Annotated in this window: 21 protein-coding genes; 12 read left to right on the plus strand and 9 right to left on the minus strand. The window is 67.0% G+C overall.

Annotation, left to right across the window (positions count from 1 at the left end):
- The first annotated feature begins 32 nt into the window (after window positions 1-32).
- Together AC4ELS_RS21795 and AC4ELS_RS21800 are read left to right on the plus strand one after the other, a co-directional pair.
- Window positions 33-593 carry a sigma-70 family RNA polymerase sigma factor gene (locus tag AC4ELS_RS21795; protein WP_064883246.1) on the plus strand — a complete coding sequence of 187 codons (561 nt, stop codon included), beginning with the start codon at window positions 33-35 and terminating at the stop codon, window positions 591-593.
- Window positions 590-1,324 (plus strand): anti-sigma factor family protein, encoded by a 735-nt coding sequence (locus tag AC4ELS_RS21800; RefSeq protein WP_064883244.1) that lies wholly within the window; start codon window positions 590-592, stop codon window positions 1,322-1,324. Before AC4ELS_RS21795 ends, AC4ELS_RS21800 begins: the two co-directional genes overlap by 4 nt.
- 24 nt (window positions 1,325-1,348) lie before the next feature.
- Here the strand turns inward: AC4ELS_RS21800 and AC4ELS_RS21805 are convergent, their stop codons facing one another.
- Window positions 1,349-2,035 (minus strand): class I SAM-dependent methyltransferase, encoded by a 687-nt coding sequence (locus AC4ELS_RS21805; RefSeq protein ID WP_448445964.1) that lies wholly within the window; start codon window positions 2,033-2,035, stop codon window positions 1,349-1,351.
- A gap of 202 nt (window positions 2,036-2,237) precedes the next feature.
- Between AC4ELS_RS21805 and AC4ELS_RS21810 the strand changes: the two genes are divergently transcribed.
- The 6 genes from AC4ELS_RS21810 (at window position 2,238) to AC4ELS_RS21835 (ending at window position 7,818) form a co-directional block, all read left to right on the plus strand.
- Window positions 2,238-4,016, plus strand: a complete 1,779-nt coding sequence (locus AC4ELS_RS21810) for a thiamine pyrophosphate-binding protein (RefSeq protein WP_499049272.1) — start codon at window positions 2,238-2,240, stop codon at window positions 4,014-4,016.
- Window positions 3,997-4,677, plus strand: a complete 681-nt coding sequence (locus AC4ELS_RS21815) for an SRPBCC family protein (RefSeq protein WP_499049274.1) — start codon at window positions 3,997-3,999, stop codon at window positions 4,675-4,677. Before AC4ELS_RS21810 ends, AC4ELS_RS21815 begins: the two co-directional genes overlap by 20 nt.
- 9 nt (window positions 4,678-4,686) lie before the next feature.
- Window positions 4,687-5,724 carry a 3-oxoacyl-ACP synthase III family protein gene (locus AC4ELS_RS21820; RefSeq protein ID WP_499049276.1) on the plus strand — a complete coding sequence of 346 codons (1,038 nt, stop codon included), beginning with the start codon at window positions 4,687-4,689 and terminating at the stop codon, window positions 5,722-5,724.
- The gene (locus AC4ELS_RS21825; protein ID WP_499049278.1) at window positions 5,724-6,755 is read left to right on the plus strand and encodes a pyridoxal phosphate-dependent aminotransferase; all 1,032 of its coding nucleotides are present in this window, start codon (window positions 5,724-5,726) and stop codon (window positions 6,753-6,755) included. Before AC4ELS_RS21820 ends, AC4ELS_RS21825 begins: the two co-directional genes overlap by 1 nt.
- Before the next feature lie 69 nt (window positions 6,756-6,824).
- Window positions 6,825-7,328, plus strand: a complete 504-nt coding sequence (locus tag AC4ELS_RS21830; RefSeq protein ID WP_499049280.1) for a MarR family transcriptional regulator — start codon at window positions 6,825-6,827, stop codon at window positions 7,326-7,328.
- A 52-nt stretch (window positions 7,329-7,380) separates the two neighbouring features.
- Window positions 7,381-7,818 (plus strand): hypothetical protein, encoded by a 438-nt coding sequence (locus AC4ELS_RS21835; protein WP_064883231.1) that lies wholly within the window; start codon window positions 7,381-7,383, stop codon window positions 7,816-7,818.
- On the opposite strand, the gene AC4ELS_RS21840 is transcribed toward AC4ELS_RS21835, so the two are convergent.
- A complete protein-coding gene (locus AC4ELS_RS21840) occupies window positions 7,815-8,198 on the minus strand; it encodes a nitroreductase family deazaflavin-dependent oxidoreductase (protein ID WP_064959346.1) in 384 nt (127 codons plus the stop codon). The genes AC4ELS_RS21835 and AC4ELS_RS21840 overlap by 4 nt on opposite strands.
- Window positions 8,199-8,283: 85 nt before the next feature.
- On the opposite strand from AC4ELS_RS21840, the gene AC4ELS_RS21845 reads away from it, so the two are divergent.
- Entirely contained in the window at window positions 8,284-8,865 is a 582-nt protein-coding gene (locus AC4ELS_RS21845; protein WP_499049283.1) for a TetR/AcrR family transcriptional regulator, read from the plus strand.
- Window positions 8,866-8,870: 5 nt separating this feature from the next.
- Here the strand turns inward: AC4ELS_RS21845 and AC4ELS_RS21850 are convergent, their stop codons facing one another.
- On the minus strand, window positions 8,871-10,070 hold the full coding sequence (locus AC4ELS_RS21850; RefSeq protein WP_499049287.1) for a GAF domain-containing sensor histidine kinase: 1,200 nt from the start codon (window positions 10,068-10,070) through the stop codon (window positions 8,871-8,873).
- Window positions 10,071-10,099: 29 nt separating this feature from the next.
- Complete coding sequence (locus AC4ELS_RS21855; RefSeq protein ID WP_064883226.1) at window positions 10,100-10,762, minus strand: response regulator; 663 nt, start codon at window positions 10,760-10,762, stop codon at window positions 10,100-10,102.
- Window positions 10,763-10,866: 104 nt separating this feature from the next.
- On the opposite strand from AC4ELS_RS21855, the gene AC4ELS_RS21860 reads away from it, so the two are divergent.
- On the plus strand, window positions 10,867-11,661 hold the full coding sequence (locus AC4ELS_RS21860; RefSeq protein ID WP_499049289.1) for an HAD family hydrolase: 795 nt from the start codon (window positions 10,867-10,869) through the stop codon (window positions 11,659-11,661).
- An 82-nt stretch (window positions 11,662-11,743) separates the two neighbouring features.
- Here the strand turns inward: AC4ELS_RS21860 and mmsB are convergent, their stop codons facing one another.
- The 4 genes from mmsB to AC4ELS_RS21880 form a co-directional block, all read right to left on the minus strand.
- Window positions 11,744-12,616 (minus strand): 3-hydroxyisobutyrate dehydrogenase, encoded by an 873-nt coding sequence (gene mmsB / locus AC4ELS_RS21865; protein ID WP_499049291.1) that lies wholly within the window; start codon window positions 12,614-12,616, stop codon window positions 11,744-11,746.
- Between the two features lie 9 nt (window positions 12,617-12,625).
- Window positions 12,626-13,771, minus strand: a complete 1,146-nt coding sequence (locus tag AC4ELS_RS21870) for an acyl-CoA dehydrogenase family protein (RefSeq protein WP_499049476.1) — start codon at window positions 13,769-13,771, stop codon at window positions 12,626-12,628.
- Window positions 13,772-13,802: 31 nt separating this feature from the next.
- Window positions 13,803-15,323 carry a CoA-acylating methylmalonate-semialdehyde dehydrogenase gene (locus AC4ELS_RS21875; RefSeq protein WP_064883217.1) on the minus strand — a complete coding sequence of 507 codons (1,521 nt, stop codon included), beginning with the start codon at window positions 15,321-15,323 and terminating at the stop codon, window positions 13,803-13,805.
- A gap of 155 nt (window positions 15,324-15,478) precedes the next feature.
- Window positions 15,479-16,303, minus strand: a complete 825-nt coding sequence (locus AC4ELS_RS21880; protein ID WP_499049293.1) for an MOSC domain-containing protein — start codon at window positions 16,301-16,303, stop codon at window positions 15,479-15,481.
- A gap of 77 nt (window positions 16,304-16,380) precedes the next feature.
- Between AC4ELS_RS21880 and AC4ELS_RS21885 the strand changes: the two genes are divergently transcribed.
- Window positions 16,381-17,892 (plus strand): FAD-dependent monooxygenase, encoded by a 1,512-nt coding sequence (locus tag AC4ELS_RS21885; protein ID WP_499049295.1) that lies wholly within the window; start codon window positions 16,381-16,383, stop codon window positions 17,890-17,892.
- Window positions 17,889-18,491 carry a TetR/AcrR family transcriptional regulator gene (locus AC4ELS_RS21890; RefSeq protein WP_448445936.1) on the plus strand — a complete coding sequence of 201 codons (603 nt, stop codon included), beginning with the start codon at window positions 17,889-17,891 and terminating at the stop codon, window positions 18,489-18,491. The genes AC4ELS_RS21885 and AC4ELS_RS21890 overlap by 4 nt, the downstream gene beginning before the upstream one ends.
- Here AC4ELS_RS21890 and AC4ELS_RS21895 read toward each other — a convergent pair.
- Window positions 18,470-18,928 carry a GbsR/MarR family transcriptional regulator gene (locus AC4ELS_RS21895; protein WP_064959391.1) on the minus strand — a complete coding sequence of 153 codons (459 nt, stop codon included), beginning with the start codon at window positions 18,926-18,928 and terminating at the stop codon, window positions 18,470-18,472. The genes AC4ELS_RS21890 and AC4ELS_RS21895 overlap by 22 nt on opposite strands.
- Window positions 18,929-19,046 lie beyond the last annotated feature (118 nt).

Consider the following 19,046-nt stretch of genomic DNA (forward strand, 5'->3'; position numbering starts at 1 on the left):
ACCAACGTCGTGTCACAGACGGAGGTAGGGAAGTGGATGATCCGGAGGCCGCCATGATGCGGATGCTCTACGACGAGCATGCTGCTGCGCTATGGCGCTATGCCCTGCGGCTCACGGGCGATCGGGCCCGGGCCGAGGACGTGGTGCAGGAAACGTTGCTGCGTGCGTGGCGTCATAAGCCTGACGGTCTTCTCGCAAGCGCTCATCCGCCTGACGCCGCTCCAGATACCGAGCGTTCGGCACGGGCGTGGTTGTTTACGGTGGCGCGAAACATGATCATTGATGAACGCCGAAGCGCCCGCTTTCGGAACGAAACCGGGGTGCCCGACCCCGAACAGGTGGCAGAGCATTCAAAGGCTGCCGCCACCCCAGACAAAGTGGACAACGCGTTGGACCGAATCCTCCTGACCACGGCATTGAGCCAACTATCCGACGAACACCGGGCAGTGGTCCGCCGGGCGTACTACCAGGGCTGGACCACCGGGCAGATCGCGGACGATCTGCATATACCCGAGGGCACCGTGAAATCGCGGCTGCACTATGCGGTACGCGCACTGAGACTGAACTTGCAGGAAATGGGGGTGACACGATGACACGGTTCGATGTGCCCCACATCCCTGATCCGGCTGAGCTCGACAAGTACCGGACCTGGGATGCGGCCTACGTGCTGGGTTCGCTGGAAAGCAGCGAGCGACGCGAGTACGAGGCTCACCTGGATGGCTGTGCGCAGTGCCGTTCCGCGGTGGCCGAGTTGACTGGCATGCCCGCTCTACTGGCCATGCTCGATCTGGACGACGTGCTCGCCCTCGAATCCGAACAGCCCGATCCGCCGCTGCGGCCCGAGGTGTTGCAGTCCGTGCTGGCCAAGGTCAGCTGGGGGCGGCGCCGGTCGCGCTGGGTGACCACGGCCGCCGTGGGTGTGGCCGCTGCGCTGCTGGCGCTCGGTGTGGTGGTCGGCATCCGCCCCGAGGTGTTCGGTCTGCACAGCGGTTCCGAGCAGCAGAGCGCCCAGATGCTGGCGATGAGCAAGGTCTCCGACACGCCCATCAACGCCAGCATCGCGATGACCAGTTACTCCTGGGGGACCCGCATCGACATGGCCTGCAGTTATGGCAGCTGGGGCAAGCAGGACGCGCCCCCGCAGAATCTCGGCATGATGGTGGTCGGCCGGGACGGCAGCCGCAACGAGGTCGCGACGTGGATCGGGTTGTCCGGCGCCACCGCACTGCCCAGCGGCAACACCCAGATGCCGATGTCGGATATCGCTGCGGTGCAACTGGTTACGTCGCCCGAAGGCAAGGTACTGCTCGAAAAGCAGCTCTGAGCGAGCGCCGAGCGTCCGGTTCGGTTACGGCGCTCGGGGCAGCTCGGGATCCTTGTGAGCGCTCAGCAGGAAGCCGGACATCACGATATGCCCGGCACCGTCACGCTCCACCCCGGGCGCTGACGCCGGCCCGCCGGCGCCGGCAGCCGGGTTGTCGTTGCCGTACAACTTGGCCGGGCGCACCTCGTCGACCGTCCAACCGGTGGCGACGGTGTCGCGCAATTCGTCGGCGGTGAAGCCGTTGGGCCCGGGTACTTCGCCGCCGAAGGGCCTCGCCGCGAACGCCAGGATGTACAGTTCCGCGTTCGGTGCCGAGGCCCGGTGGATGGCCTGGATGTAGGGCCGGCGCCCATCGATCGGTAGCGCGTGCAGAAGGCCGCTGTCGATCACGGTGTTGAACCTGCCGTCGTAACCGGTGAAGGTGGTCATGTCGGCTTGCGCGAAACTGGCTGTGGTCAAGCCACGTTCGGCTGCGGCCGCGGCCGCAGCTGCGATCGCCGTCGGGCTGGAATCCAGTCCGACCACGGTGAAACCCCGCTCGGCCAGGGCCAGCGAGAGTGCGGCATGGCCGCATCCGGAGTCGAGCACCTCGCCGCGCACCTTGCCCTGCTCGATCAATCGCGCAAGCTCCGGCTGTGGGGCACCGATGCTCCACGGCGGCGGCGTTTCCTGACGATAGGCGTCTTCCCAATCGATACCCGGCTGTGCCATCCGATGCCTCCGATCACGGGGTCCTGCGGTCCCCGGTAACAACAACCCCCGTCCTCCACTATCCCCCTCGGTTCCGGCTGATCTTGATGATGTCCTGAGCATTTCCTGCGGTGTCGCCGGGAGTTCGGACGAATCCGTCCCCACGGTGAACCGCCGCCGCCCACTGGTCGTGTCACTGGCAGAGCACGGAAGTAGGTGACACATGGTCAAGGCGCACAGGGTGGTGGACCACATCGTCGGGTACCTGGCCGCAAATGGGATCTCGCACCTCTTCGGGGTGGACGGTGCCAACATCGAGGACCTCTACGACGCGGCCTACTTTCGTGACGACATCACCGCAGTGCTGGCCAAACACGAATTCTCCGCTGCCACAATGGCAGACGGTTACAGCCGCAGCGGTGCCGGGATCGGCGTGGTGGCGGCGACCTCCGGTGGCGGCTGCCTCAACACCGTGCCCGGCCTCGGGGAGTCCCTGGCCAGCCGGGTTCCGGTGCTGGCCCTGATCGGGCAGGCACCGACGACACTCGACGGCCGCGGGGCCTTCCAGGACACCAGCGGCGACAACGGGAGCCTGGACGCGTACGCCCTGTTCTCGGCGGTCTCGGTCTACTGCCGCAGGGTTCTGAGGCCCGCCGACATCCTCACCGCGCTGCCCGAGGCGCTGGCAGCCGCCCGAACCGGCGGGCCAGCAGTCCTGTTGCTGCCCAAGGATGTTCAGCAGGCCGATGTGGCTTGCGTGGATGGAGGCGGCGTCAACGGACGAGCCAACGGGAGCGTCTACCTGGCCGGAGCAGGCATCCGCTTCGGCGATCCGCAGGTGCTCGAACAGGCGTTGCGCCGGGCCGACGGGCCGATCACGATCATCGCCGGCGAGCAGGTGGCCCGCGACGACGCTCGCGCCGAACTCGAACTACTTCGGGCGACACTGCGCGCACGGGTGGCCACCGTCCCCGATGCCAAAGACGTGGCCGGCACCCCGGGTCTCGGCTCATCCTCCGCACTGGGGGTTGCCGGTGTGATGGGGCACCCCGGGGTGGCTGTCGCCGCTGGTCAGAGTGCTTTGTGCCTGCTGGTGGGGACCCGCATGACGGTGACGGCCCGGGCCGGTCTGGACCGCGTGCTGGGCTCGGTGCCGACCTACTCGATCGGCGCCCAGGTGCCCTATCCGTCGTGCACCCATGTCCACTCGGGCGACCTGCGGGAATCGTTGACGCAGCTGGCCCGCGCGTTGTCCGGGACTGGCCGTCCGACCCAGGTCCGGGTGCCCGATCACCTGCCGCGCACCGAACTACGCACACCGGACCACCACGGCCCGGGTATCCGGTACCGCGACGCGATGGCCGTGCTCGACGCAGACCTGGCCGACGGCACCGATATCGTCGTCGACGCCGGCAACGTGGGAGCCTCGGCCATTCACTACCTGCCTGCCCGCCGTGACGGCCGCTTCATGGTGGCGCTCGGCATGGGCGGCATGGGCTACAGCTTCGGCGCCGGGATCGGGATGACGTTTCACCGCGCCGCTGACGCGGCCGCCGCCGGCACCGCCCGGCGCACCGTGGTGATCGCCGGTGACGGCTCATTCTTTATGCACGGCATGGAGATTCACACCGCGATGCAGTACCGGCTGCCGATCACCTTCGTACTGTTCGACAACCACGCGCACGCCATGTGCGTCACCCGCGAGCAGCTGTTCTACGAGGACCGCTACTCATACAACAGGTTCGGCCCGAGCCGGCTCGGCGCCGGGCTGGCCGCGATGTTCCCCGGCCTACCCGCCTACGACGTCGCCGACGTCGACCAACTGCCCCGGGCGTTGGGTATGGCGCTGGACACCGACGGACCGTCGGTGCTCAGCATCGAATGTTCAGCCGACGAAATCCCGCCGTTCGCAGCGTTTCTCGCCACCGACCGTGCCCATTCCAATCCAGACGACCCTTCCAATCCAGAGGAGAACAGGACCCATGTCACTGCCCGCACTTGAAGACATCACGGTCCATCGGGGTACCCACACCCCGCTGGATGGCCTCATCCGGATCGAGACCTCACCGAAGGAGCAGGCCACCCCGATCATCATGGACATGATGCGGTCGGTCTACCCGCACGACCAGGTGTTCGGTCAATACTGCACGGTCAACGACTACATCGAGTGCCCACCCGACGAGTTGTTCGACTACCTGTCCGACACCCGATGCCTGGAGGAGTGGACCTACAGCCTGCGTGGTTTCACCCCGACCGAGGAGCCCGGGCTGTGGCTGGCCCACGACCGGCTCGGCGCCGGCCCGTCGGGGCCCGGCAGCGCGATCTACACCCGCACCGTGGCCCACCGCGACGCGCTGACCGTCGACTACCACTGCGCCTGGGATCAGGGCAAGCACCTGTGGATGATCTACCTGATGCGCATCGTCGACGCGCAAGTGGTCTTCGACAGGCCGGGTTCGGTTGTGCTGTGGACGAATTGCCATCATCCCTTCTACGACGAGAACCCGTACCCGGAGACCGCGCCCCCAGCGCGACCGGTGTGGGTGGGGGATTTCTGGGACATGTTCGGCCCAGGCCACCTGCTGGAATTGCGAAACCTCAAGGCAATTGCCGAATACCGGCACCGCAACGGCCTGTCGGTCACCCCGGCCTGGATGAAGTGAGGTTCAGCCATGACTGAGCAGACACCCGTCAGCCTCATCGATGTGTCCACCTACCTGCCCGGTGACCCGGTCAGTGCCGACTACTACGCCGGGTTCGCCGAAACCGACGAGCTGGCCGAGAACGTGATGTTCCGGGCGCCGCGGTTCCGTCATCACGTCGGGCCCGACGAAACCGCGATCGACATGGTGGAGCGGGCCGCCGCCGGATTGATCGAGCGGCACGGCGCAGATGTCATCGCCGGGGCCGACGTGTTGATCACTCACACCCAACTGCCCGACATGCCGTTCTACGGTGGTGGCGGCGGCATGGCCCACCGGCTGGGCATGAAGCCCAACTGGGTGATCGACCTACACAACGGTGGCTGTGCTGCGTTCGTTCTGGGGCTGAAAGTGGCGCGCACCCTGTTGCGTTCGGGTGAGGGCCGGACCGCGGTGATCGCGATCGCCCAGAACTCGGCGGGCCAGGTGTTCGATCAGGAGACCATCCGGCGTAAGGCGCAGGCGGCGGTTCCCGGCGACGGGGCCGCGGTCGGGTTGGTGACGCTGTCCGATGCGTCACCCATCCTCGACGTCGAATGCCGTACCTACGGGGAGTACGCGGGCGATATGACCGTCGTCATGGACCCCCCGCGCAAATGGTGGCAGGCCGGCCCGGGGGAGGCCTGCATCGGGTTCACCGAGAGCAAGATCACCAAGGTGCTGGCCCGGGGCAACCGGCAGGTGCCCGAGGTGTCCTATACGGTCTGCGATCGAATCGGTGTGCAGCCCAAGGATATCGACCTGTTTGTCACCAACCAGCCCAACCGCGTGTTCCTGCGGAACTGGCGCGACGCATTGGAGTTGCCGCCCGAACGACACGTCGACACGTTTGATGAGTGCGGAAACCTGTTCGCCGCAGGAATTCCCGTCAACTTCGACCGGGCCGTCACCGGCGGTCGGGTGAAGGCCGGCGATACCGTGCTGATGGCCGCCTTCGCCCACGCCGGTGACTTCGCCGGCGCCGCCGCCGTGCGCTGGGGCGGCCGCGACGACGCTGGGAACGCGTGATGGTGGCTCCCCGCTCGGCACTGCTCGACGCTGTCGGGGCGCTGCCGCAGGCGGTCAACCCGCTGGCACTGTCGCTCAACGAATGCCCTTTCCCGCCGTTGCCCGCAGTGCGTTCGGCATTACGGGCATGCGATGAGGCCGCCAACCGGTATCCGGAGTTCCTGCCACAGCGGTTGCGCTCTCTGATCGCCCGTCATGACGGGATAGCTGAGGAGCAGGTGATCGTCGGAGCCGGTGCGACCGGGGTCATCATGCAGGTGCTGCATGCGGTGACCAGCCCCGGCGACACCATGGTGATGGCGACTCCCACCTTCGACGGCTATCCGATCTTCGCCCAGATGGCACGGTTGCGGACGGTCACCGTTCCACTCGATGAACACGGCAGGCACGACCTCGATGCGATGGCCGAGGCGGCCGGGCAGGCCAGGGTGGTGGCGGTCTGCCGGCCGCACAATCCGACCGGCACGATCGAACCGGCCGCTGAGATCGAGCGCTTCCTGACCCGGCTACCCGCGGACACCGTCGTCCTGTTGGACGAGGCATACGTGGAGTTCCTGGCCGCCGAGCACCGCATCGACGGACCGACCCTGGTCGCCAGGTTCGGCAATGTCGTAGTGGTGCGCACCTTTTCAAAGGCCTACGGTCTGGCCGGGCTTCGGATCGGCTATGGGTTCTGCGCACCGGACCTCGCCCGCGAGCTGTGGCGGATGCAGTTGCCGTTCGGGATCGGGATCAGCGCCCAGGTCGCGGTCGCGGCGTCCTATTCTGCGGAAAGTCAACTGCGTCAACGTATCCGGATGATCGCCGCGGAACGGCGCTATCTGCAGATGCGGTTGCGGGCACTCGGCGTCTACAGCACCGACGGGCAGGCCAACTTCCTGTTCCTGCCGGGCCGGCCCACGCCGTGGCCGGAGGTGTTCGACGGCAGCGGACTGCAATTGCGTCACTACGCCGACGGCGGGGTGCGGATCACCGTCGGATCGCGGCAGTCCACCCGGGCGGTGCTGAGCGCGGTGACCGCTGCGAGTTGAGGACCGGCCGGCCGGACCCGATGCGCGCAGAATGCGCGGTACCCGCGGGACGATGCGGTAAGAAGAGGCGTGACCTCGCCACCAGACAAGCGTGACCCGATCGCGCAGGCCCGCGCCAACTGGGAGGCGGCCGGTTGGGGCGAGGTGGCCGGCGGAATGGTCGCAGTGACCTCGGTGATGCGGGCCCACCAGATCCTGCTGGCCCGGGTGGAGACCGCGCTACGGCCATACGATCTGAGCTTCTCGCGGTTCGAACTGCTGCGTCTGTTGGCCTTCAGCCGGGCCGGCGCGCTGCCGATCACGAAGGCTTCCGATCGCCTTCAGGTGCACGTCACCAGCGTCACGCACGCGATCCGACGCCTGGAGGCCAATGGTCTGGTGGAACGGGTCCCGCACCCGACCGATGGGCGCACCACGCTGGTCCGCATCACCGAACTCGGGCGATCGACGGTCGAGGACGCCACGGTGACCTTGAACGAGCAGGTGTTCGCCGATGTCGGGATGTCGGACGAGCAGTCACGTGCGCTGGTCGTCTCGATCGAGACCCTGCGCCGACACTCCGGTGATTTCTGAGTCGGCTTTGTGGCTACCCCACTAGCGTTGAACGCAGTGGAGGGGAGTGTCGATGAACGCCAAGCGGGTGGGTGCGGCGCTCGGCGCCGCCGCTGTCGTATTGATGGCGGCCTGTAGTACCACGACTTCCGGGACGGCCACCGCCCCCGACGACGTCACGCCGTTCACGGCGACATCGACGGCGCCCAAGCGAACTCTGACTCAGGTCCCCAGGCCGACCACCGGCTCGCCGCGCGGTTCCGCGGGGTTGCCGCCGGAAGCGTTCGCCGAGGTCCGCGCCGCCGGCATCCAGGGTTCCGACAACGCCATCGGTGATCAGCTGATGATGGCCTGCATCATGGCCGGCGGCAGCTTCAACAAGACCAAGCAGGATGTCGTCAACGTGCTGACACAGATGGGCAGCAAGCTCCCGCCCGACGCGCTCATGACAATCGTGAACGTGGCGCTCAAGTACGAGTGCCCCGAACTCGCCGGGAAACTGGGCGGTTAATCGGCGATCTTCAGGCTGAGGAACTCCGGGGCCTTGATCACCCGGCGCAGCATGAAGCGGATGAACGCGGGCATGTCGGTGGCCTTGTCGTCGGTGTACACCTCGGGTGCGGTCAGCCGGTAGGTGTGGCGGCGCGACTCCAGTTCGCACCCGCCGGCGGCCAGTACATTGCGCACCCAGTCGGCCTGCGGGCCGTAGGTCAGCGCGATGACGTAGCCGTGCTCGCGTCGGAACGCCCACAGTGGCGTCCGGAAGGTGCGGCCGGACTTGCGTCCCCGGTGGATGACCACCGCCCACCCCGGCGCCCATGGCGCGATGAACCGGGTGAGCTTGTTCAGGCCGATCTTGTTGGCTTGTGCGACCCATCGCGGAGCGGGCATCAGATAACTCCTCAGTTGTGGAATTAATGATCCGAGCGTAATCCGGGCCCGAGCAAGAAGTCAACGACTGTAGAATTTCGGGACTATGCCGCCACGTGGACGACGACCGGGACAGCCCGGAACCCGTGACGAGCTGGTGGCCACGGCCCGGCGGATGTTCGCCGAGGGTGGCTACGACAAGACCTCACTACGCGACATCGCGGCGGCCGCACAGGTGGACCCGGCCCTGATCCGGCACTACTTCGGCAGCAAGGCCGACCTGTTCCGGGCCACCGTCGGCTGGCCGTTCGACCCAGAACAATTCAGCGGACGCATCCTCGACGAGGGCCCCGACGGCCTCGCCGAACGGCTGACCGAGGCCTTCTTCGAACTCTGGGAACATGCCGACACCCGCGCGCCCCTGTTGGCGATCCTGCGCGGCGCGGCCACCCACGAGGAATCGGCAGCCCTGGTCCGTCAGTTCATCGAGCAGCGGCTCTACCCGCAGATCGCCAGCGCGTTGCCCGGCCCGGAGGCCGAACTACGGGTGGACCTGGCCATGGGTCAGCTGCTGGGCATCGCGTATCTGCGCCACATCCTGCGTATCGAGCCGATCGCGTCGCAATCGACCGAGGAGTTGATCGCCCGGGCGGTGCCCGCGGTGCGGGCACACCTCCAGGAGGGCTGACTGCACTACGTGATCGGGGACGGCAGCGGGATGGATGCGGTCACGGTGGTGCCCGCGCCCGGCCTCGACCGGATGTGCAGCCGGCCGCCGACGATCTCAGCCCGCTCGGCCATCGACAACAATCCGTAGCCGCCCATCTCGTCACTTCCCAGCGGGTGCTCGAAGGTATCGAATCCTTTTCCATCGTCGACGATTTCGAGCCGGGCCACCCCGTCGTCGACCGAGAAGGTGAGTCGGGCCCGAACCGCCTCGGCGTGTTTGATCACGTTCTGCAGGCATTCCTGGGCGATGCGGTACAGCGCCAGCTCGATATGGTCGGGCACCCGGGTCTCGGCGAGGTCGACGTCGATGGGGATCCGCGGGATCGAACGGGCCAGGCTGGCCAGTCCGCCCGACAGACCCAGATCGTCGAGCACCGGCGGGCGCAGCCCGCTGATCGCGGCCCTGGCTTCCTGCAGTGTCAGCGCTACCAGTTCGCGCGCAGCCGCCAGCTGTTCGGCCACCGTCTCCGGGTCGACCGCTCGGGCCGCGGCGTCGAGCCGGTACGACAGCGTCACCAACCGCTGGGAGATGCCGTCGTGAATATCGCCGGCCAGCCGGCGCCGCTCGAGTTCCTGCGCCTCGATCACCTGCTCGACGAAATTCTCGTGTGCGCGCTCGCGCGCCACCAGCTGGCGGTGCAGTCGGGCCTGGTGCAACGCGCCTGCGATGAGCCGGCCGATCACCAACAACAACTCCACGTCGCGCGGGGTGAACTCCCGGCGGTCGACGGTGTGCACGTTCAGCACCCCGACCAGTCCACCCGGCCCGGTCTCCATCGGGACCGACACCATCGAGGTGAAGTCACGCCCGCGCAGCGATTCGAAGGGCATGTAGCGGGGATCGGACTCCTTGTCGTGGCTGATCACCACGGGCTGCCGGTGGCTGGCAACCCACCCCGAGATGCCCTGCCCGAGCGGCAGTCGGATCTTGCCGATCTCGGCATCGAACGGCGGCGTGGCCCCGGCCAGCGTCAGCGCGCGGTCGGAATCGTCGAGCACGTGCACGAAGCACACGTCGGTGGCGGTCGACGCGGTGATCATCCTGGCGGCCGCGGCGGCCAGCGGCTCCACTCCCGGACCACTCGATGCGGCCCGGATGAGCTCACGCAGCAGCGCCAGTTCCCCCTCGGCGGTCAGCTCGATGGGGCCCGGTTCGGAGCTCACATCGCGTCCCGGCTTCTCTGGCTCGGCGTTCACTGGTAGATGCCCTCCCGCAGTGCAGTGGCCACCGCGCCCGCCCGGTCGCTGACCCCGAGCTTGCGGTAGATGGAGCGCAGGTGGGTCTTCACGGTTTCCTCGCCGATCACCAGCTTGTTGGCGATCCCGCGGTTGGACAGGCCCGCGACCACGAAGGACAGGATCTCGCTCTCGCGCTGGGTCAGTCCCTGCCGGACACCGGGCCAGAACTCGTCACGTTGCAGGCGGGCCGCGGTACCGGCCGCCCGCGCCGCCATCCCCGGATCGATCGCGGTCTGCCCGCTGTGGGCGAATTCGAGCTGGCGGACCAGCTCGTCACTGCTGATGCTCTTGAGCAGATACCCCGACGCACCCACCCGCAGCGCCTGGAACAGGTATTGCTCGTCGTCGTAGACCGACAGCATGACCACCTTGCGGTCCGGGTCGCGCTCGCGCAGCACCCGGCACAGATCCAGTCCGCTGGAACCCTCCATGCGGACGTCGCACAACACGATGTCGGGGTCCAGCGTCTCGATCACACTCAGCGCCCGCTCCGCGCCGACGGCCTGACCGACCACCTCGACCCGGTCGTTGAACACAGCAAGCATGGCCTTGAGACCCTCGATGACCATTTCGTGGTCGTCGACCAGCACAAGGCGCACTGGATTGGAGGGCGCCATGGCATCACCCTAAAGGTGGTACCGCAGTCGGTAGATCAACTTGACCGGCCCAATCCCCCGTAGGGGGGACGCGCGACAGATGTGACGTGGGCCACTCTCATGTGGTGTCGTCAACACAAGAGAAGTCATGGCGGGCCGGACGGTTCTGGTGGGACTGTTCGCAGCCTGATCCGAGTGCCCATCCACTGCGTGCGGTGATCCTGGACCTCGATGCGTTGTCGGATGTGGACGTCGACGGGCATCGCGTCGTCTTCAACGCCGCCTTCGCCGCGCACGGTCTGCCCATTCAATGGGGTGTCGCGCGTTACCAGCAGCTTCTCGCGCTGCACGACGAGCGCCAGCGGGTCACCGCCGAGTTGCGCAAGCGGTGCGTGGGCCCGGACTGCGATGTGCTGACCGAGGTGCTCGCCGACGAGATCTGCATGACCAAAGACATGATGTTCGACGAGATGATCCTCGACGCCGGCCTGACGCCTCGGCCGGGTCTGGAGGACCTGATGAACGACGCGTTCCTGGCCGGGCTGCCGGTCGGGGTGGTGGCCGCAGGCCGTCGGCGCTGGGCCGAACCCCTGGTGCGCCAGCTCGTCGGGGACGGTCTGGTGGAAACCGTCGTCACCACCGACGACGTGAGTGGACCCGGCGAGCTCTACCGGCACGCACTGGCCGAGCTGGGCGTGGCAGGCCACGACGCATTGGCCATGGTGGGCTCGGTCGCGGGCCTGCGGTCGGCCAACGCCGCGGGGATGGCGGGCGTCGTGATCGACCCCGACGCCAGTCCGGTTTCACCCGGCGCGGTTGCGGTGCGGCCGGACTTCGCCGGCTCCGATCCGCTGCGGCTGCCGGCCTGCCAGCGCCTGCACACCCAGTGGTGGGTTCAGCGCAGCCCGACTGCTGCATAGGTTTTCGCGCCGTCTGCGTTCGTAACCGGGTGGCGGCGAAACGCGGATTTCACCGCCACCCGGTTACAAACGCGGGCCTGAATCAGGTGCGGAGCGTCTCGATCACGGCGCTGAAGTCCTTGTCGGCATTCGACTCAGCGAATTTCGCGTAGATCTCCGCCGCATGCGTGCCCAGCGGTGCCGATGACCCCGTGGATTCCACGGCCGCCATCGCCAGTCCGAGATCCTTGTTCATCAGTGCCGTCGCGAACCCCGGCTTGAAATCATTGTTGGCCGGGGAGGTCGGAACCGGCCCGGGCACCGGGCAATTCGTGTGAACGGCCCAGCAGTTGCCGGTCGCACCGGTGATCACGTCGAACAGTGCCTGTTTGTCCAGACCGAGCTTCTCGGCCAGGACGAATGCCTCTCCGACGGCGATCTGCTGCACCGCCAGCACCATGTTGTTGCACACCTTGGCGGCCTGGCCGGCGCCGGCGGCACCGCAATGGATGATCTTGCCCGCCATGGGTTCGAGCACAGGCCGCGCGGCGTCAACTGCTTCATCGGTACCGCCGACCATGAACGCGAGCGTGCCCGCCACCGCGCCCTTGACCCCGCCGGAGACCGGGGCGTCGAGCTGGGCGAAGCCGTGCTCGAGGGCAACCTTGTGCACCTCGCGAGCGTCGTCGACGGAGATCGTGGAGCTGTCGATGAACAGGGCTCCGTCGGCGGCGGCGGGCAGCACCTCGGCGTAGCAGCTCTTCACCAACGCCCCGTTGGGCAGCATGGTGATCACCACGTCTGAACCGCTCACTGCCTCGGCGCCGGTGGCGAACACGTTGACGCCGTTGGTCTTTGCCGCCTCCTGCGCGGCAGGCACCGGGTCGAAACCGCGCACGGTGTGCCCGGCGGTGACCAGGTTGGCGGCCATCGGCCCGCCCATGTTGCCCAGCCCCAAGAACGCGATCGTGCTCACGTACGTCTCCTATGCAGAGTTGCGGGCGCGGCTCGATTCCGAGCGACCGATGACCACGCGCATGATTTCGTTGGTGCCCTCAAGGATGCGGTGCACCCGCAGATCCCGGACGATTTTCTCCAGACCGTACTCACGCAGATAGCCGTAGCCGCCGTGCAACTGCAGCGCCTGATCTGCCACCTCGTAGCAGGTGTCGGTGACATACAGCTTGGCCATGGCGCACAACGTCACCTTGTCGGGGTGGTTTGCATCCAGGGCAGACGCAGCCCGCCACAACATGTTTCGTGATGTTTCCAAACCCATGGCCATGTCGGCGAGGGTGAACCGGATGGTCGGCTCGTCGAGCAGGGCCCCGCCGAACGCCTGCCGGTCGGCCAGGTAGCTCAATGCCTTGTCGTAGGCGGCCTGTGCTCCGCCCAGTGAGCAGGCGGCGATGTTGATCCGCCCGCCGTTGAGCCCGTTCATCGCGATGCCGAACCCGGTGCCCTCGGTGCCGCCGAGCAATGCGTCGGCCGGAACCCGGACCCCCTCGAAGATCACCTGTGCGGTGGGCTGGGCGTTCCAGCCCATCTTCTGTTCCTGTGCGCCGAAGCTCAGCCCGGGCGCGTCCTTTTCGACGACGAACGCGGAGATGCCCTTCGGGCCGTCCGCTCCCGTCCGGGCCATCACCACATATACATCCGAGCTGCCGGCCCCCGAGATGAACTGCTTGACCCCGTCCAGCACATAGTCGTCACCGTCGCGCACGGCCCGCGTCCGCAGCGCGGCCGCGTCCGAGCCGGCACCCGGTTCGGTCAGGCAGTAACTGGCGATGGCCTCCATCGACGCCAGCCTGGGCACCCAGGTCTTGCGTTGCTCCTCGGTGCCGAAACTGTCGACCATCCACGCGCACATGTTGTGGATGGACAGGAACGCCGCCAGGGTGGGGTCGGCGACTGCGAGCTGCTCGAAGATGCGTACCGCATCCAGGCGACGCAGCCCGCTGCCGCCGGCGTCCTCGCCGCAGTAGATGGCGCCCATGCCGAGTTCGGCCGCCTCGCGCAATACGTCGGTGGGGAAGTGATGGGTCTCATCCCATTCCAACGCGTATGGCGCGATGCGCTTTTCGGCGAACGCGGCCGCCGTGTCGGTGATGACACGGTCGTCCTCGCTCAGGCTGTACGGGTCGTTCAGATTCACGGGTTGGCTACTTCATGGTCGGGATGACGAACTCGGCGCCATCCTTGATGCCTGACGGCCACCGCTCGGTGACGGTCTTGGTCTTGGTGTAGAACAGGATCGAATGCGGCCCGTGCTGGTTGAGATCGCCGAAACCGGAACGCTTCCAGCCGCCGAAGGTGTGGTAGGCCACCGGAACCGGGATCGGCACGTTGACGCCCACCATGCCGACCTGCACGCGTGAGACGAAGTCGCGGGCGGCATCGCCGTCGCGGGTGAAGATCGCCACGCCGTTGCCGTACTCGTGCTCCGACGGCAGCTTCAGCGCCTCTTCGTAGTCATGCGCCCGGACGATGCACAACACCGGGCCGAAGATCTCGTCGGTGTAGATCGACATGTCGGTGGTGACGTTGTCGAACAGGGTGGGGCCGATGAAGTAGCCCTTCTCCAGGCTCGCGTCACCGAAAGTCAGCTCGCTGCTGGCCCGTTCGCGGCCGTCGACCACGAGTTCGGCACCGGCCTCGACGCCCTGGCCGATGTAGTCGCGCACCCGCTCCAGCGCGGCGCCGGTGACCAGTGGCCCGTAGTCGGCCTTGGGATCGAGGCTGTGCCCGACCCGTAGCTGGTTGACCCGCTCGACGAGCCTGGCGCGCAGGCGGTTCGCGGTCTCTTCGCCGACCGGCACTGCGACGCTGATGGCCATGCAGCGCTCGCCCGCACTGCCGTAGCCGGCACCGATCAATGCGTCGACGGCCTGATCCAGATCGGCGTCGGGCATCACGATCATGTGGTTCTTCGCACCGCCGAAGCACTGGGCCCGCTTGCCGTGCGCGGCCGCGCCCGAATAGATGTACTGCGCGATGTCAGAGCTGCCGACGAAGCCGACGGCCTTGATCTCGGGGTGCTCGAGGATGGCGTCGACGGCTTCCTTGTCGCCCTGCACCACCTGGAACACACCGGCGGGCAGACCCGCCTCGATGAACAGCTCGGCCAGCCGCAGCGGCACCGAGGGGTCACGCTCGGAAGGCTTGAGCACGAACGCATTTCCGCATGCCAGCGCCGGGCCGGCCTTCCACAGCGGGATCATCGCCGGGAAGTTGAACGGGGTGATGCCCGCGACCACGCCCAGGGGCTGGCGGATCGAGTACACATCGATACCGGTGCCCGCGCCCTCGGTGAACTCGCCCTTGAGCAGGTGGGGGATGCCGACCGAGAACTCGATGACCTCAAGGCCGCGCTGGATGTCGCCGTGTGAGTCCGCGACGGTCTTGCCGTGCTCCAGGGACAGCATCTCGGCCAACTCGTCGGCATTCTGGTGCACCAGTTCGATGAACTTCATCAACACCCGGGCGCGGCGCTGCGGGTTGTAGGCGGCCCATTCTTTCTGGGCCTCGACGGCACCGGCGACCGCGGCGTCGACATCGGCGGCCGACGCCAGGACCACCTGTGCCTGCACCTCGCCGGTGCTGGGATTGAGCACATCGGCGGTACGGGTCGACCCGGCGGTGGTGCGCTGGCCGTTGATGAAGTGGGGAATCTGTGTAGTCATGACATTCCGTCCAGGATTGTGCGCAGTGGTGGCAACTCGGGGCTCACCCGAGATACTTGGATATCCTAGTAATTGGTCGGAACCTTTGGCAAGGGTTCTGGTGGTCTGCTGTGCGGTCTCGGCACGGAACCACACGCATCACCGTGGGAGATGGGTCAGTCGAGTGAGACCGGGTCGCCGATCTGCAGGGTGCCTGCGGCGAGCACCTGAAGGTACGTGCCGGCGCACGGCAGAAGGCCGAGGCCGAAGGCGTCGACCCGATTCTCGGCTGCGGGAGTCCGGAGCGCGTGTGGCGCCCGGGGCAGAGCACCGTGCTCGAGGGTCGGAATGACGCAGCGGGGAGTTGGTCCCATGGCCCGTAGCCGCACTCCGCCCACGGTGAGGATTTGATCGGTCCACTCGTTCTCGGCGTATGCGGGAAAACCGGGTGGCGTGGCGATCACCAGATTGGGCCGGTAGCGCGCGGCCTCGACGCCGATGCGCTCGAGGGTCGCGGTGGTGACGGCATGCACAGGAGCCAGATCGGTGAAGGAGTCTCCCGGGGTTGCCAGACCCAGCTCCAGGATCGGAGCGTCGACCTCTGCGTCGACGCCTTTGTCGAGCACTTGATCGGGGTCTGCGCGCTCGATGGAAGCACCGGCGGGCCTGCTGTCGATCAGTCGGACCGACCGCCCCACGAACTGTGACAACACGTCGTCGACACCGTCCTCGTCGGTCGTCGTCGTGCTGCCGTCCGGTAGGTGGATGCGTACCCGCCGCTGTTCGGTGACAGCGCCGCACGACAGGAGGGTCCGCCATAGCCGGGCCTGCTTCGCGCTCGCCACCCGGCCGCTGGATTCGTCGATGAGTGCGAACTTTCGGTCACCCTCTGCTCCGCCGGCGTTGACGGACAACGTTTCCACGCTCTCCCCGAGCATTGACTTGATCGGATACCGGTACAGGCTCTCGACCCGCATGTGCTCAGCTGCATCGGCGCTCATGGACCGAAGATAGCCGGGCCGGGCGGCATGGCGGGCCGCCTCTTTAAATTACGGAACGGTATCGTTACTATATTCTTGTGTCCTTCTCGGATGAGAACCCCGATGTGATCGTGGTCGGCGCCGGCCCTACGGGGCTGACGTTGGCCTGCTCGTTGCGCCTACATGGCATCTCAGTCCGCGTCGTCGACCGCGCGCAGGGGCCGGCGATCACATCGCGGGCCAACTTCCTGCACGCGCGCGGCTCGGAAGTGCTGGGCCGCATCGGCGCGCTGGGAACGCTGCCCAGCGAGTCGTTACGCGCGATGCGCATCACCACCTATCTCGGCGACCGTCCCGTGATGACCCTGGAGTTCGGCGATCCCGGCATGCGGACCGCCGCACCGCCCATGGTGGTGTCGCAGGCCAAGGTCGAAGCGGCGCTGCGGGCCCGTCTGGCCGAGCTCGGCGTCGAACCGGAATGGGGCCGGGGTTTGATCGCCGCGCGAGAGGACGGCGACGCCGTCGTTGCCGAACTGTCAGATGGTGAACGCGTCCGCGCGAAGTGGCTCGTCGGATGCGACGGCACCTCCAGCGTGACCAGGCAACAGGCGGCCATCGGGTTTCCCGGCGTCAAGCTCTCCGAGCGTTTCCTGCTGGCCGACGTGCACCTGGATTGGGACGTGGACCGCAGCGGGACGACCGGGTGGATCCACCCCGACGGGTTGGTGGGCGCGATGCCGATGCCGGACCCGAGCGGTCGTGACGATCTGTGGCGTTTGTTCGTCTACGACCCCATCTCGGACCAAAAGCCGAGCGACAACGAGATCCGCGCACGCATCGAATACGTTGTGCCGCAGCGGACCGGGCGCAGTGTCAGCGTCGGAGACGCCGAGTGGCTGTCGGTGTTCACCGTTCACCGCAGACTCGCCGACAGATACCGCAACGGGCGGATCCTCATCGCCGGGGACGCCGCGCACGCCCATGCGCCGTTCGGCGGGCAGGGCATGTTGACCGGTATAGGCGATGCCGAGAATCTGGCGTTCAAACTGGCCCTCGTGATACGAAAGCTGGCCTCCGACAAACTGATCGACACGTACGAGGCCGAGCGCAGGCCTCTGGCCACCGAAGTGCTGCGCGGGACCAGCGCGGTGACCCGGATGAACGTGGCCAGCAACCGGGTGGGCCGCTTCCTGCGCGACCAGGTGGCCATTCGACTGTTCGGCCTGTCGTTCATCCAGCGGTGGACGACGTACACCACATCGCAGCTGTGGGTGAGTTATCGGAAAGGTCCGCTCGGCGGTGGTGGCCACAAACCGCGACCAGGGGATCGCATTGCCGATCGGCAGTGCACGCGCGCGGACGGCACCGCCACCCGGTTGCACAGTGAGCTCGGCGGCCGTTGGGCGCTACTGTTGCCCGACGGCGTGCCCCATGACCTCGAACTCCTGCGGGTTCACCTAGGCGAATTCGTCGTGGCGCTGCACCACGGCGGCACAGAGGCCATGCTGATCAGGCCCGACGCTCACCTGGCCTGGCGGGGGAGTCCCGCCGACAAGGCCAGCCTCGACCGTTGGCTGGCAACAGCTTTGAGCTCAGGGTCGGTACGATGACCACGCCGCCCGGCCGGGGCCGGCCGCGCGATGCGGGCGCCGATCGCGCGATCCTGCAGGCAGCGCTGGACCTGTTCATCGAGCGTGGTGTCGAGGGTTCCAGCATCGAGCAGATCGCCAAGCGCGCCGGTGTCGGCAAGCCGACCATCTACCGGCGGTGGTCGACCAAGGAAGAGTTGATCGCTGCGGCGGTGGAGACGTTGATCGCCGAAGAGGTGGGCTGGGCCTCACCGGAGGAGATCGATGTCGAGTCGCCCTACGAACTCGTCGAGGCGGCCATAGAAAGCGCCGCCGTCACGACGACCACGCCGCACTACCGGGCGCTGGTCGCCCGAGTTCTCGGATCGGCGGTCAGCCATCCGGCGCTCATGGCGGTGTACTGGGACCGCTACATCGCGCCGCGCCGCAAGCTCGCCGCTCGCCTACTTGAGCGCGCACGCGAGTGTGGAACTGTGCCTGCCGAAACGGATTTCGACGTGTCGATCGACATGATGGTCGGTGCGATCACCTACCGCGTGCTGCAACCCGACCCGCCCGACACCGAGGAGATGCGCCGCTATCTGCGGGCCGTCTACCGTCAGGTCGGCTTGCTTCCCTGATCGTTCTGGTGCTGCCAGCGGTCGAGGACAGCGGGAAGTTCGGCCATCAGGAACGTGTAGAAATCGCGCATCTGCGTCAGTCGGTGATGAGCCGGGCTGGTGCGGTCAGCGGCGGCGATGCCGGTGTCCGCGGCGGCCTGCATTGCCGCGATCGTCTCGTTCTGGCTGGTGAACAGGACCGCCCAAGCGTCGTCGCGTAAGCGGAAGTGCTCACGCCGGCTTGCCGGGGCGGGAACCCGCTCGGCAAGGCCGACGGACGTGAGCATCTTGAGTGAACCCGAGATCGCCCCGGCGCTGGCCTGCAGGGTCTCGGCCAGTTCGGCCATCGTGACGCTGGGTTGTTCGCTGAACAGCAGGGTGGCGAGCACGCGGGCGGTCATCTTCTGCATGCCGTGACTGCTGAGCACCAAGCCGAGTTGCTCAGCCGACTGCTGCAGATCTGTGGACTTTGACACCGCCGGATCCTCCTCGCCAAGAAAAGGCTTCAATAATTACTGAAAGTTTAGTACAGTCATGTCCGGTGTTCCGGGAAGTCTGGTCGGAGATGTGATTTTC

The organism is Mycobacterium shunyiense, assembly GCF_058270035.1.